Origin of the sequence: Fodinibius saliphilus (assembly GCF_005869845.1) — a bacterium.
GTDB lineage: Bacteria > Bacteroidota > Rhodothermia > Balneolales > Balneolaceae > Fodinibius > Fodinibius saliphilus.
The window spans coordinates 1,265,694-1,280,107 of sequence record NZ_VAWF01000001.1; the positions used below are offsets into that span (position 1 = coordinate 1,265,694).

At 42.1% G+C, this 14,414-nt stretch carries 12 protein-coding genes; 5 read left to right on the top strand and 7 right to left on the bottom strand.

The genetic code is table 11. The features are described from left to right. Positions 1-45 precede the first annotated feature (45 nt). From FCN14_RS05315 to FCN14_RS05325, 3 genes are all read right to left on the bottom strand, one after another. A complete protein-coding gene (locus FCN14_RS05315; RefSeq protein WP_138430051.1) occupies positions 46-1,290 on the bottom strand; it encodes a glycosyltransferase in 1,245 nt (414 codons plus the stop codon). A 109-nt stretch (positions 1,291-1,399) separates the two neighbouring features. Next, positions 1,400-2,623, bottom strand: coding sequence for an ABC transporter permease (locus FCN14_RS05320; RefSeq protein ID WP_138430053.1), 1,224 nt, complete (start codon positions 2,621-2,623; stop codon positions 1,400-1,402). Between the two features lies 1 nt (position 2,624). Then, complete coding sequence (locus tag FCN14_RS05325) at positions 2,625-3,866, bottom strand: ABC transporter permease (RefSeq protein ID WP_138430055.1); 1,242 nt, start codon at positions 3,864-3,866, stop codon at positions 2,625-2,627. Positions 3,867-4,010: 144 nt separating this feature from the next. Between FCN14_RS05325 and bshB1 the strand changes: the two genes are divergently transcribed. Then, positions 4,011-4,754 (top strand): bacillithiol biosynthesis deacetylase BshB1, encoded by a 744-nt coding sequence (bshB1, locus tag FCN14_RS05330; protein WP_138430056.1) that lies wholly within the window; start codon positions 4,011-4,013, stop codon positions 4,752-4,754. Between the two features lie 15 nt (positions 4,755-4,769). Here bshB1 and FCN14_RS05335 read toward each other — a convergent pair whose 3' ends face one another. Beyond that, positions 4,770-5,609 carry an inositol monophosphatase family protein gene (locus FCN14_RS05335; RefSeq protein ID WP_138430057.1) on the bottom strand — a complete coding sequence of 280 codons (840 nt, stop codon included), beginning with the start codon at positions 5,607-5,609 and terminating at the stop codon, positions 4,770-4,772. Positions 5,610-5,643: 34 nt separating this feature from the next. Further along, entirely contained in the window at positions 5,644-7,689 is a 2,046-nt protein-coding gene (gene dnaG, locus FCN14_RS05340; protein WP_246043102.1) for a DNA primase, read from the bottom strand. 212 nt (positions 7,690-7,901) lie between these two features. Between dnaG and sucD the strand changes: the two genes are divergently transcribed. Together sucD and FCN14_RS05350 are read left to right on the top strand one after the other, a co-directional pair. Continuing rightward, positions 7,902-8,777 carry a succinate--CoA ligase subunit alpha gene (sucD, locus tag FCN14_RS05345; protein ID WP_138430059.1) on the top strand — a complete coding sequence of 292 codons (876 nt, stop codon included), beginning with the start codon at positions 7,902-7,904 and terminating at the stop codon, positions 8,775-8,777. 85 nt (positions 8,778-8,862) lie between these two features. Continuing rightward, complete coding sequence (locus tag FCN14_RS05350) at positions 8,863-9,042, top strand: hypothetical protein (RefSeq protein ID WP_138430060.1); 180 nt, start codon at positions 8,863-8,865, stop codon at positions 9,040-9,042. A gap of 40 nt (positions 9,043-9,082) precedes the next feature. On the opposite strand, the gene FCN14_RS05355 is transcribed toward FCN14_RS05350, so the two are convergent. Next, the gene (locus FCN14_RS05355) at positions 9,083-10,561 is read right to left on the bottom strand and encodes a dihydrolipoyl dehydrogenase family protein (protein WP_138430062.1); all 1,479 of its coding nucleotides are present in this window, start codon (positions 10,559-10,561) and stop codon (positions 9,083-9,085) included. Then, positions 10,554-10,907, bottom strand: a complete 354-nt coding sequence (locus FCN14_RS05360) for a hypothetical protein (protein ID WP_138430063.1) — start codon at positions 10,905-10,907, stop codon at positions 10,554-10,556. The genes FCN14_RS05355 and FCN14_RS05360 overlap by 8 nt, the downstream gene beginning before the upstream one ends. A gap of 669 nt (positions 10,908-11,576) precedes the next feature. Between FCN14_RS05360 and FCN14_RS05365 the strand changes: the two genes are divergently transcribed. After that, positions 11,577-11,888, top strand: a complete 312-nt coding sequence (locus tag FCN14_RS05365) for a hypothetical protein (RefSeq protein WP_138430065.1) — start codon at positions 11,577-11,579, stop codon at positions 11,886-11,888. A gap of 54 nt (positions 11,889-11,942) precedes the next feature. Beyond that, entirely contained in the window at positions 11,943-14,363 is a 2,421-nt protein-coding gene (locus tag FCN14_RS05370; protein ID WP_138430066.1) for a TonB-dependent receptor, read from the top strand. Positions 14,364-14,414 lie beyond the last annotated feature (51 nt).

A 14,414-nucleotide genomic window follows, 5' to 3' on the forward strand; every position in this document is an offset into this window, starting at 1 on the left:
GTCTGCTTAATTATAAGGAAATAATTTCAGACAAAATACTGTCACCTATAGACTATTTTTCTCTTCAATCCATCGTGACATATACTTAGTACTGGCCATCGTATGGTGTTCTAACATGCGGCCGGTAAAGTTTTGGAGGCGATGGGTATCTAACTCTTCAACTAATTCAGTGATCCTACGAATAAAACGATCGCCATATTCCGGCTTCGCAAATCGCTCATTTATAATTCTAATACCCTCTTTTTGCTTTTTATACCAAGCCGTCTCATTTTGGTATAATTCTACTGCAGCATCAGCAATATCTGTAGCCTTATCCTGTATGCTTCCACTCCACTCAAATTTTCCGGAAATGCCCTCGGCACCAATCGTAGTAGTTATACTGGGAGTGCCGCACTGCATGGCTTCTACAAGCTTCCCCTTGAGTCCGGCCCCAAAACGTAGCGGTGCCAGACATACACGAGCTTCTGAAACCACTTGTTGAGCATCAGATGCCCTTCCATCAATATAAAAGCCTTCTTCGGGTTTATGAAGCTGTTTGGCCTTCTGCGTAACGTATGACCCATAAATATGAAGTTCTGCCTCAGGCAATTTATTCCTAATCAATGGCCAAACCTCAGCTCGTAAAAACCTCACAGCATCCCAATTTGGGGGATGTCTGAAGTTGCCAACCATCACAAAATGGTTACGTTCAGAAAAATCAGACCATTGATCAATAACCCGTTTGTCTATCTTCGAAAGCATGAAAGGCAGATAATATAATAGCTTCTCATCTATGCCGAATAAATTGGTTAACAGCTGCATCTCATATTCTGATATTATGAGAGAAAGATCACTTCGATAAATGCTGGCAATCTCACGTTTGGTAGTCTCTTCATGCAATAGATCTGCTTTCTCAAAAGGTCGTCCCTGCCTCACAGCCGTTTCCCGGGCCCGGCGCAAGAAATGCAGATCTTCGGTGTCTAAAATACGCAAGGCACCCGGGCACTGCTCCGCCACCCGCCATCCAAACTGTTCTTCCGTCAAGAAACGATCGAATAGTACAAAAGAGGGTTGTAATTCTTTAATAAACAAATCAAAACTGGAATCGTTAACTGCAATGCGGACGGTATTGATGTTTCGTGATTTGAGATCAGCTTGATACTCACTTTCTGCAGCTGAGGTCGCGAAAGTGATCTTCCACCCTTGCTGTTGGAATAATTTGATGAGATTCATCATCCGCCCTCCCGCTGCAGAGGAGTTGGGTTCAGGCCATACAAGACCAATAATCAGTATCTGTTTTTTCTCTTTCATAGCTTCGAATATAGCCAGCCCCAAGCATGTTATAAAATCATTTACAATCTGCTTGGTATCACACCATATTAGCAATCAAAATTGTTAAAACCGACCCGATCCAAATCGTTTACTCGTATCGTAAACTTTCGATAGGATCAAGCTGTGCCGCTTTATAAGCGGGATAAACCCCGAATAACAATCCAATTACAAACATCCCCATAAAACCAGTTACTACAGCCCAAATAGGTACTACAGGTTCGGTTTCAATCCAAAGTGCCATTCCATTACCAGCCAATACACCAAGTATAATACCGATAAGTCCCCCCAGCTGGCAGATAAAAATCGTTTCTGCCAAAAATTGTGAAACAATGGCTTTTTTTGTGGCACCAACTGCTTTTCGAATTCCAATCTCACGGGTCCGTTCGGTAACCGACACCAACATAATATTCATAACCCCGATGCCCGCCCCAAAGAGCGTAATTCCACCAATAATAAAACCTACGGCATAAAGGATAAAGGTGAACTGATCAAAGGTTCCGGCCAGCGTATCATTGGTTTCTATTTCAAAATCATTTTCCATTCCCGGTGCCACTCTGCGAACCACACGCATTATACCGGTCACTTCATCTATGGTTGCGTCAATCAAATCCATCGCCGGGGCCTTTACCATAATATCAATATTACGATCTCCTCCATAGACATTTAATGCCGTCGTATATGGAATAATGACCATCTCATCCATCGACTGCCCCATAATACTCCCTTTGCTATCTAAAGCCCCAATAACCTGGTATCGGTGACCGGCAATGCGAATACCTTTTCCTATGGGATGCTCATTTTTAAACAGTTTATCTCGAATATCTTTTCCAATAATTGCATAGGGGCGTCGGTATTGTATATCCTCTGAAGAAAAATTACGTCCATCTTTTAAATCATAGGCATTATTGTCTAGATAATTTTCATTACTACCAATAATTCGCACCGTAGGATCGGTCTCCTCATCCTCATAAACCACTTTGGTATAATCAAAGGTTTCATCGGGACTCATTTTTTTACCCAATCGCATCTGCTCCTGCAGTTCTTCAGCTATATCGAAGGTAATATCTTCCCGATTTCTTTTACTCCGATCACTTTCACCAATCTGGACAGACGGTGTTCGTGAAACATTCACTACATCCCCGCCCATAATACTCATGGTATTCTGGAAGAAGTTATCCAGCACGGCAACAGCCGTTGTTGAAACGATCACAGAGAATACTCCTACCACCAAGGCTAATAAGGTAAGCGAGGAGCGTAACTTATTTGCCCATAGCGAATCGAGAGCCTGTTTAAATACCTCTATTAAGTTCATACTATTCGTACCTCAATGATTCTATAGGATCTGATTTTGCAGCCTTGTAAGCAGGGATAAAACCAAATACCAATCCAACCAGAGAGCATAGTATAAAAGCTGAGAATACCACACTCAGATCGATACTAGCTATAAAAAGCTGGTTCAGTAACAAGCTCAGGGGATAAGAAATTGCCAGCCCTATCAAACCTCCCAACAAACACATAACCACCGCCTCAATTAAAAACTGGTAGAGAATTTCCCACGCCTTAGCCCCCACCGCCTTTCTGATTCCAATTTCTTTGGTCCTCTCACGTACTGATACAAACATAATATTCATCACACCTATACCCCCGATAATAAGTGATAAAGCCGTCAAGGCTCCACCTACGATATAAAGACCGGTTTTAAAAGACTCCAGCTGTGCTTTAAAGGCCTGTGGTTTATTAATCGAAAAATCATTTTCCTCTGTAGCTTCTAAACCACGAATACGCCTCATAATACCTTCAACTTCATATTCTCCTTCCTTCATGATTTCCTCATTAGGAAACTTCACCGCCAACTGGATACCGCTACGTAATCCGTATATCTGTCCGTAAACTGTAATAGGGGTTATCGCCCGACGATCCATATCTGCCAATCCCAAAAACTTTCCTTGTTTCTCCAAAATACCTATTACAGTAAACTCTTGTCCACTAATACGTATTTCTTTGCCTAAAGGGGTTCCCCGTTCAAACAATTTATCTGCCAACGTAGCACCCAGTACAGTCACCTTTTGACCTCGGCGAACCTCTTCAGTAGTAAACACTCTTCCTTGTTCGACATCCAATCCAGCTGTATCAAAATATTTTTGCGTAACCCCAGCTAAAAACACCCCCTCTGTACTGGTATCTTTATACCGTATTGTTGCAGATTGTGCAACCGTTGCCGATACTTCAGAAGCTAACCTGCTGGCCTCCTTAATTTCTTCAACATAATCCAGCTTCATATCGCGCCGGTTCCGGTATTCCCACCATTTATAATCAGGACCGCGATTCCAAGGTTGGGTCTCCACATAAATAACATTCTGTCCCATCATGGCCATGCTTTTATCGAACTCGGAGTCCATCCCATTACTGACCGCATTCATCAGTGTTACCATCACAATACCGATAATAATACAGAGTGTTGTAAGAACTGATCGCGTTTTATTAATCCTTAATGCATTTAAAGAAATTTTTAACCCTTCCCAGCTACTATTGATAAATCGATTTAATCTGGACATTTCCTCTTGTTATTTTCTTTGACAATAGCCTCAATACGATATATAAACAAAATCGTTTCACTTAATTTATAATGCATAGTATAATTTTAATGATCCCACAATTTTAAGCTATATTGTACCGAAAAATAACCTGACAAAACTTTTATGAAACTCGACGTACTAGCGCTTTCTGCACATCCCGATGATACCGAACTTTGCTGTGGCGGTACTCTTGCTGCCCTTGTTAGACAAGGTCGAAAAGTAGGTGTCATAGATTTTACTCGTGGTGAAATGGGCAGCCGTGGCACTCCCGAAACACGACTTCAGGAAGCTTCAGAAGCAGCAAAAATTATTGGGGTATCAGTTCGTGAGAACCTAGGATTACCAGACACCCAGCTCGAAAGCACGAGAGAATATCAGAAAAAGATTATACAAAAAATTCGAACCCACCGTCCTCATATCTGCTTTATTGGGGCGCCTTCAGACCGCCACCCCGATCACGGTAATGCTACTCAATTGGCTCTGGATTCCATTTTCTTCAGTGGATTGACTAAAATTGAAACTGTCGATACCGACGGTAATCCCCAAGAGCGTTGGCGCCCATCGCATGTACTTCACTTTATGCAAGATCGGCCCTTTGAACCCGACCTGGTCTTTGATATCTCCGACACTTTTGAGATAAAGAAAGAAGCACTGCTCGCTTTTAAAACGCAGTTTAATGTTCAAAATCCTACAGAAGAACCGGGAACCTATATTTCCAACGAACAGTTCTTTGAAGGCATTGAAGCACGTGCCCAACATTATGGACATTTAATTGGTGCTACCTATGGTGAACCGTTTAAGTACCACAACGGCCCCATACCGATGGCTGCATTCAATGACTTATTTGAGACAAGTCCTCAGCGATAGAATGGGTCAAGGTTTCTAGGTGATATCTCTTTTTTCTTTATAAGGGGTATCAATTTCACCTTCTTCAAAATAATTACTGATTTCTTTAAGTAAGAAATCGTGCATAACGGGATTACCCGCAACAATTCGTTCACCAAATAGCCAGTCATCACCCCCTTGCCAGTCAGAAACCTTACCTCCAGCTTCTTTAACGATAAGCGCTGCTGCTGCCACATCCCACGGGTTTAGTGCATATTCATAGAATCCGTCAAAGCGCCCACTTGCAACACAGCACAGATCATACGAAGCGGCACCCGGTCGTCTTACCCCTCGTATATTGTCCATCAACATGCGAAAAAACTTCAGGTAGTTGTCCACTAAACTCATATCGTTATAGGGGAAACCTGTGCCAACCAACGCATCTTTGGGATCACTAAGCTTTGATACTGTAATGGGATTGCCATCCAGATATGCCCCCTTGCCCGCTAAAGCAGTAAATATTTCTCCCCCCGATACTTCAAGTACAACAGCCATCTTCGGCTCTTTTTGTTCCCAAAGGGCTATTGAAACACAATAAACCGGAAATCCATGTGTAAAGTTAGTGGTTCCGTCAATAGGATCCACAAGCCAAGTTCGTTCTTCAGGTAATCGCAGCTCTCCTCCCGTTTCCTCGGCAAGGATATGATCATCCGGAAATTCCTTCTCTATTACAGAAAGCACCTTTTGTTCCGCTTTTATATCCACCTCGGTAACCAAGTCATTCTTCCCCTTATAATCCACTGAAAAATTACGGTCGCGCTGGTATTTTTTAATAATTTCAGCAGCTGACTTTGCTGCTTGCTTAGCAATATTTAGCTCAGCTGTGTAGTTAGACATGAGTTTTTTGGTTTAAAAATAAAATTAGAGTGGCTTATTCCCGTTCATGCTTCATTTTATATTCAAATACTTTGTCTGATACTTTTTTGGCAGCATCAGAATCCGGATCAGGGAAGAGTTCATCAATGGGTGATTGCTGTAAGAGCGATCGCTGACGCCCTGCTTCTTTCATCGCCTTCATCACTTTTTTTCGTTGTTCTTTATCTACAGCATTATACCTTTTGTACAGGTCTACCTGCAAGCGGTCAAGATAATGAATTTTAAGGGCTTTCATTGCCCCTTTCGCTGTCCGGTATGGATTTTTATCCTTTTGATATTTCACACCTACCATTTCGTGATGTCGTTCACTCACCGTATGCTCATCTATCACAATTTCCCCTATTAATTTGGGGTAGGGATGCTCCCGGGCTGCATAAGCTTCAACGGAAACTTCCTTTTCTTCTTTATAACGTTCAATAATATCTTCATAAAACTGCCTGAGTTGCTTATCCTCAAACTGTGTTTCATTACAGTACGAGCCGATATAATCAATCATATCCCGATCATAAACTAACATGAGACGAATAAGCTCTTTTTCATAGTTAGGCCGCTTCTGGGGTTGTTTGGGGGCTCTTCTTTGGGCAGCACTGGGCTTACGCTGCTCATTAAACCCTACCGTATGTGGACGTGGGGCCTGCGGTCGCTGCCCCTGACCATCTGTTTCCTGATCTCTTCTGCGAGCTTCTCGTTCTCTGCGACGCTGCTCCCGTTTTTTAGCTTTTTTGCGTTCTTCTTTAAGTCTACTATTTATTTTCCCCAGCTCATCAAAAAGAGCTCGATCACCAATTTTCGAAACCTTATTAAGTTTCTGTACTTCTACTTCTTGTTTTATCTGATCGGGAATATGAGCAATAGACTCAAGGATTTCTGTAACGACCTTATCTTTTTCCTCATTCCATCGCCCTGAGCTTCTGGCCTTATGCACCGTATAATCAAGAAATCCTTCCGATTCGTCCTTCTTGAGTTCGCGAAAGGCCTCTTTGCCAAACTGTCTCACAAAAGAATCGGGGTCTTCTCCTTCAGGCAACTCCAGCAGTTTTACGTCCATTCCTTCATGCAATGCAATATTGATACCGCGCTTCATTGCCCGTTTCCCGGCCGAATCAGAATCATAGATCATCGTAATCGTATCTCCATAACGATGCAACAGCTTCATCTGATCAGGCGTCAACGATGTTCCGCTGGAGGCAGCTACATTATTTATACCTGCCTGCTGTAATGAAATAACATCTGTATATCCCTCTACTAAGATAACTTCATTCTTTTTACGGATATCATTTTTAGCAAAATTGATACCATAGAGTACCTTGCTCTTATTATATACTTTTGTCTGAGGTGAATTGATATACTTAGCAGCCTTTTTCTTACCTAAAATGCGACCCGCATAAGCAATAACTTTACCCGAGGGATTAAAAATCGGGAACATCAATCGCCCACGAAAAGCATCATAAAAACCATCATCGCGCTTACTGGGTTTTATAAGCCCGGCCTCCAGCAGGTACTCCTCATTAATTCCTGAATCAATGGCCGTCTTGTAGAGTTTCTCACCATCAGGTGGTGCATATCCCAACCCGTACTTTTTAATAATCTGGCGATTATAGCCCCTCTTCTGGAGATAGTCGCGAGCCTTTTTGGCTTGATCAGTTTCCATCAGATGCCGAAAAAAGAACACACCCGCATATTTAAGAGCGTGATAAATCCCCTCTCTCAGATTATGTTCTTCTGTAAGTTCTTCTTCGTCTTCTTCGGGTAGGGATACACCGTATCGATCAGCAAGCGAGCGCATGGCTTCAACAAAACCTACCCCTTCCATCTCCATCACAAAATTGAAGACATCCCCGGACTCGCCACATCCAAAACATTTGTAAATACCCAGATCAGGAGTCACATGAAATGAAGGTGTGTTCTCATCATGAAAAGGACAAAGCCCTTTCCAACTGCGTCCGGAACGCTTCAATTTAACATAGTCTTCGACTACTTCGACGATATCCGCCGCTCCGCGCACTTCTTCTTTTTTTTCATCTGGAATCATTGTTGCCATAGCAGTGAAATGATAACAGAATTACGAATGATAATCATCCTGCTATTTGGGGAATAGGAAGAAAAACTGGCTGTTAACGGATAAATTTTAGTCATTCCAGAGCATTCTATTCAAAATTATTTTTTATCAGCTGTTATCTTTGCCAAATCATGATGATGTCGGTATATTCCGTCCGACTTACGAAAATCATTTAACTTAATTTAGAAAAGTTCATGAGCGTACTTGTAGGGAATGATACTCGACTAGTTGTACAAGGAATTACAGGCAGCGAAGGCAGCTTCCATGCTGAGCAGATGATAGAATACGGCACTAATGTAGTAGCCGGTGTTACCCCCGGAAAAGGTGGGCAAACACATCACGATCTGCCGGTTTATAACACGGTAGCTGACGCTGTAGAAAAAGAAGATGCTAACACTTCGGTTATTTTTGTACCGCCTGCATTCGCCGGTGATGCAATTTCGGAAGCCGCTTTTGCCGGTATTGAAGTTATCATCTGTATTACAGAAGGTATTCCGGTTAAAGATATGGTTGTAGCCAAGCAGATCGTTGATAGTCATGATGCTACGCTTGTCGGACCCAACTGCCCCGGTGTAATCACTCCCGGCGAAGCGAAAATCGGTATTATGCCCGGCAACATTTTTACGCCCGGCAAAGTAGGACTGATATCACGCTCAGGAACACTCACCTATGAAGCTGTTGATCAGCTCACGAAAGCAGACTTGGGACAAAGTACTGCTATCGGTATTGGCGGTGATCCTGTAATTGGCACCACACATACCGATGCCGTGAAACTCTTTGAAAATGACGATGACACTGAAGCCATTGTTCTGATTGGTGAAATTGGTGGAACAGCTGAAGAAGAAGCAGCCGCTTATATCGAAGAAAATGTTGATAAACCGGTTGTTGCATTTATTGCCGGAAGCACAGCACCTCCCGGCCGACGAATGGGCCACGCCGGTGCTATTATTTCTGGCGGCGAAGGTGGAGCTGATGCCAAGAAAGAGGCACTGCGTAATGCTGGAGTTACTGTAGTAGACAGTCCTGCTGAAATCGGGATTACGCTCAAAAACCTTTTAGAAACAGCCTAATACCCTATTTTAACTGATCCGATCACTCTCAAATGGTCGGATCAGTTTTATAATACCCATATTCAAGTAAGTAAGCCTTCCGACTATGCATTACCTTATCTTTGGATTTGCCATCGGTACTTTCGTATGCGGGCTTATTGAACATTTCCACAAACCAGATGAGTCAGGCTGGATAAAACCCTCTTACCTTTTTGCCTTAAGTGGTGCCATATTCTTAGTCTTTATCTATGTAGCCTGGCCCCTGCTTATTCAGGTCTTTTCTTAATTCCCCTTTTCGCGAGATCTAAGTCTTCCCCAGCCATTTATTATACAATTCTATCGGGATCGCTGAAATCGGGAACCTCTCCACGATAGCCAAATATTTTTTTGACAAGTTTCACCTGCCATTCCGATTGATTCTTGATATACCATTGATCAGCAGCACGCCGAGCTCCGAGCCCATAAGTTGGATACGGATGTATCGTATCCGCAAAATTTCGTAGTGAAATCCCATTTTTCATTGCCAGAGCATATTCTGAAATAAGCTCCCCTGCATGAGCCCCATAAATACTGACCCCATAAATTTTCCCATCCCATTTTCTTGCATGGATTTTGATGAGTCCTTCTTCTTCTGAATCGGTTAGTGCGCGGTCAATTTTTGAAAAGGGGAAACGATAGGTTTCATAGCTTGTTCCCTCTAGTTGGAGCTGCTTTTCTGTGGCTCCTACATGACCTAATTCCGGATCGGTATAGGTAACCCAAGGTACATGATCCACATCAATCTTCATAGGAAATTTCAATAACGCATTGGTAGTAGCCATTTTAGCCATATGCTCACTCATATGAGTAAGCTGATACCGCCCTGTAATATCTCCACAGGCATAAATATGAGATTGATTAGTACGACACTTTTCATTTACTTCAATGCCGTCAGCCGAATATTTGATACCCGCTTCATCCAACCCCAAACCATTAATATTCGGACTCCTTCCTGTGGCCATCAATAGCTGATCTCCTGTAATTTCTTTCAGCCCCCCATCTGATGATATTATTGCCGTTACTCCGTTTTTACTACTAACTTTTTTTACTTCTACTCCCAGCTCAAAGATAATACCTTCACTTTCAAGTTTTTCACGCAACATGGCAGCTAATTCGGGATCATCGTTCAACATAATACGATCTGCCATATCAATAACTGTTACCTGGGTCCCCAACCGATTCATTGCCTGGGCCATCTCTGTACCAATGGGCCCTGCCCCGATAATGATCATTTTTTCAGACAAATTTTCAATCTCAAAAAGGGATTCATTTGTCAGATAAGGCACTTCATCAATACCATCAATGGGCGGAACCAATGCACTGGCACCTGCACAAATGATAAAGTACCGTGAAGACACTTCCCGAACGGTGCCATCTGAGTAATCTATTTCTATATTATGATTATCTGTGAACTTTGCAGAACCTGGTACCACCTCAATACCCATATCCTCAAATATTACCGGATCATCAGCATCCTCATAGATCTTTTGCCGGGTTTCATGTACATGTTCAATTACATTTTGAAAATTGATTTCTGGTTCCTGGTCTATCAAACCGTAGTTGCTTGCTTCCCGAATTTTCTGAGCCACTTTACCGGCTTTAAGCAAAACCTTACTGGGCACACAACCCGTCCATGTACAATCCCCCCCCAATCGATTCTGTTCTACCATCATTGTTTTAGCTCCAAAGTTAGCAGCAATGCCTGAAGCCGTAAGACCTGCAGCCCCACCACCGATAATAATTGCGTCGAAATCGTATTTACTCATCTGTAGATTGTTCCTGATTAATATCTTTTATACGCTTTTTAACATTCGTATACGTTGAATACACTCCACACAGTACCATCAATAATACAATTCCATATACCCACCACGGAACATTTTGTCCCACAACAATTAAATATAGGTATGCTGATATAAAAAAGAAGGTAGCCAAAAGCGAAGGTAGAACTATTGATTTTTGCAGCCGATAGTTTCTCACTAACCATCCGATGCTTAGTGAGAAAAATGGAATAGCACCTATATAAATACTGCCAAAAATAATGGGATTTACACCATACTGCTGTCCAAGTCCAAAAAACCATACTTTTACTAACTCTAAATAATCTGCCATTAAATCACGGATATGAATTTCTATTTCTTAACTGAATGCAACAAACTTACAAACCTTACCTTCATAACGCCTCCAGACTAAGAATTAAAATATCTTTTTACTTCCTCCAGTTTGGCAGGCTTGGATTAATAACATAACTTTATACCGAATAAATTCAGTTCATGTTGAAGTATAGATTAAAAATATTCGTAGGCTTTTTTCTGTTAATGCTCATGAGCATTGGCCTTACTATATCTACGCTTCACTCTCACCATGATCTGGACCTCCACAATTCAACTGATTTTGCAGACACAGGTCAATGTCTCACTTCTGACACCACGGTATGTCCAATATGTGCACATTTGATCGATGTAGAAACGCTGAATTATTCTCAGTCAGCTAATTCTTTATCTAAAGTTGATGGGAATATCTTATTAGTGGATAGTAATAAAAATTCTGTTACTTTATTTGCTAATAGAGGCCGTTCTCCCCCCTTTACTGTTTGACTACCCATCATCCCGTAGCAGTGTAATGAAATAATATGTCTCCCTGCTGTAAATTTTAAAGGCAGAAAGACAATTTATTCTACACTCTATTCTATTCACTATAAAGAGCTACGTATTCCCTGCCGGTGATTGCAGTTAGTATTTTTAATCGATCGGTTGGATCCTACGTCATTAGTTAAGGATTATGTTCAATCATAAAACCCAAGAGCTAAGTAAGTTCGTAATACTATTAGCTAGTATTTGCCTGATTGGATCTACATTCCATATCCATCAGTTTCACCCTGACTACAGTTTACATGACCACGATCTCAACCACCATATCAGTGTTGAGAAACCGGATTGTATTGCCTGTCTACATCTTATTAAAGCTCCAAATACTGTACAGGAAACAACGATCAAGAAATACCCTGATACCGACCGGCATTTCTCTGCCAGTGATCCTGTTTCAAAAATATTCATAAACTCGGACCTTAATAACAAATCGCCCCCGACATAAACGTATGATTTCTTGCCGCCAACTCACCCATGATTCATAAAGACTATATTATATATGAAGAATAATCGATCTAATTTTTTTCAGTTACTTTTACTTACAAGTTGCTTGATTCTCCTTGTTGGCTCAACAATAAGTTTCGCTCAATCAACAGATAAGGCAACAATTAAAGGCACTGTAATTAGCCAAGAAAACGATCAACCACTGTCAGGTGTTAATGTTGCTTTTCCCCAATTAAATCGGGGGACTTTTACAAAAGCAGACGGTTCATTTACAATTCAAAATCTTCCATCGGGAACCTATTCCATTGTGTTTTCCTTTGTTGGCTATGAAAGTAAAAGCCGGCAAATCATTTTGAATTCTGGAGAAGCAGCAACGCTGAATATCTCTCTAAAGCAAACACTTATTCAGAATGAAACAATAACTGTAACAGGAACCCCCTTTGCTTCAGATCCATTAACAACCCCTGCGGATGTTGATGTACTGACAGGAAACAACAAGTTATCAAAACAGCAAACCTCTTTGGGAGCTTCACTTGACGATCTTGCAGGTGTTTCCAGCATCTCAACCGGTAGCCAGATGGGGAAACCCGTTATCCGGGGGCTCAGCGGCAGCCGGGTTCGTGTTCTTGATGACGGTGTGGCGATGGACTACCAACAATATGGAGTACGGCACGGTCCTAATGTAGATCCTTTTACTTCTGAACGTATTGAAGTACTTCGGGGCGCAGCCAGTGTTCAATATGGTTCAGATGCCTTGGGAGGTGCTGTAAATGTAATCTCTAATTCCCTACCGGATGCTATAGATTCAGATTCTTTTTTAAAAGGGCAAATGCTCGGTGAATTCGCCACTAACAATAACGAACTGGTAGGTGGCCTCCACCTTAATGGTGCCACCGGTCCATGGGGTTTTACCGGTACCATTATTCGCCGTTCTGCCGGCAATATGACAGTACCTGATGTACCCACTTTCCCAAAAGCAGCTGATCCTGCAGCACCTAAATTTTCGGGAGAACTTGATCATACTGACTATGATCAGTTAAACGGAAGTTTTGGTGTTGGTTACCAAACTTCGATAGGCCAAATTACCGCTGAATATACCCGCTGGCAAAATAACCATAACTTCTTGTTACCGAATGGTAAGGGATTAGGACAAAATCTCGAAAATAATTCGCTGCAGTTTGAAGGGAACCTTCAGCTGGGTAACAATTTCATTCTAAAACCCAGTTTTACCTACGCCAGCAATCTTCGCCAATCTAACCCGGGCGGTGCACAGGCTGACCCCCGTGATGAACTTCCTGAAAATGGCTATGCTCATCTAGATATATTAACCAAAAACTATACCGGTAAGCTGGATTTGGAACATGCTGTAGCAGGCCCTTTTTCGGGAACTATTGGACTGGAATACAAACAAAAACACCAAGACAGCCGGGGCGTTGAACCTCTCGTTCCCTCAGCTACAATACAAAATATTGCAGCTTTTATATTTGAAAAAGCAGAACTTGGTGATCTTACTCTTTCTTTAGGAGCCAGAACTGATGCCCGTTTCCAAGAAGCAGCCTCCAACAGTGAACTAAATCTGCCTGATTACCCAGCAGGAGAAACGGCAGATGTCCTGGAACAGTCCTATTTTGAGTTTAGCGGATCAATGGGCGCTACATACCAAATTACCAATTCATTTGCTGTTGCAACAAATATCGGCCGTGGATTCCGCGCCCCCAGCCTCTTCAACCTTCATGTAGACGGCGTTCATGGTGGTATTGCGGCCTATCAAATCGGTAATCCCTACCTTGAGCCTGAAAGGTCGTTAAATACAGATTTATCGCTACGATGGCGATCAACAAAGGTGAAAGCGAAAGCAACAGTCTATAGAAATGCGATACAGAACTACATCTTCTTGGTAAACACCGGACAGTTTGCAGGCCCCAATAATGGCGGACCGCCTATCCTAAAAACCGTACAAGGAGATGCGCGTTTAATAGGTGCCAATGCCGATGTAACGGCCCAACTGTTACCATGGCTACAATTTTCAGGAACATTTGAAACCGTAGCCGGAAAAAATGTAGATGATAAGATATCACAAGTTGATGATCTTCCGCTACTTCCCCCCACAAAAATTAGCGGCAACATCAAACTCATCCAAAAAGAGTTGGGGGAATTTCAGAATGTCTTTGTTGATTTTGGAATAAGCCACACTTCTTCAAAAAAAGCGGCCGGACGCTATGAACCATTCTGGCAGTTCGGCAATGCTCCTCAGTTCGATAACTTTGGAGTAGCCTCTACAGATGCCTATACCTTGGTAAATACTACCATAGGCGGTGAAATTTCGCTGTGGAATCGTGCAATATCGGTCCAGATTTCTGCTAAAAATCTACTTAATGAAGACTATCGCAATTTTCTTGATACCTATAAGGGCTATGCTTTAAGCCCGGGTAGAAACATCACCTTTCGACTAAAGGTTCCTTTTACTATTCTTTAACCTCCCAATGATCCTCTTAATTATCCCCTGTCAGTATTCAAAGCTGGCAGG

Coding starts and splice junctions, on each gene's coding strand:
- FCN14_RS05315 (WP_138430051.1), bottom strand. CDS start 1,290: ATGAAAGAGAAAAAACAGATACTGATTATTGGTCTTGTATGGCCTGAA.
- FCN14_RS05320 (WP_138430053.1), bottom strand. CDS start 2,623: ATGAACTTAATAGAGGTATTTAAACAGGCTCTCGATTCGCTATGGGCA.
- FCN14_RS05325 (WP_138430055.1), bottom strand. CDS start 3,866: ATGTCCAGATTAAATCGATTTATCAATAGTAGCTGGGAAGGGTTAAAA.
- bshB1 (WP_138430056.1), top strand. CDS start 4,011: ATGAAACTCGACGTACTAGCGCTTTCTGCACATCCCGATGATACCGAA.
- FCN14_RS05335 (WP_138430057.1), bottom strand. CDS start 5,609: ATGTCTAACTACACAGCTGAGCTAAATATTGCTAAGCAAGCAGCAAAG.
- dnaG (WP_246043102.1), bottom strand. CDS start 7,689: ATGGCAACAATGATTCCAGATGAAAAAAAAGAAGAAGTGCGCGGAGCG.
- sucD (WP_138430059.1), top strand. CDS start 7,902: ATGAGCGTACTTGTAGGGAATGATACTCGACTAGTTGTACAAGGAATT.
- FCN14_RS05350 (WP_138430060.1), top strand. CDS start 8,863: ATGCATTACCTTATCTTTGGATTTGCCATCGGTACTTTCGTATGCGGG.
- FCN14_RS05355 (WP_138430062.1), bottom strand. CDS start 10,561: ATGAGTAAATACGATTTCGACGCAATTATTATCGGTGGTGGGGCTGCA.
- FCN14_RS05360 (WP_138430063.1), bottom strand. CDS start 10,907: ATGGCAGATTATTTAGAGTTAGTAAAAGTATGGTTTTTTGGACTTGGA.
- FCN14_RS05365 (WP_138430065.1), top strand. CDS start 11,577: ATGTTCAATCATAAAACCCAAGAGCTAAGTAAGTTCGTAATACTATTA.
- FCN14_RS05370 (WP_138430066.1), top strand. CDS start 11,943: ATGAAGAATAATCGATCTAATTTTTTTCAGTTACTTTTACTTACAAGT.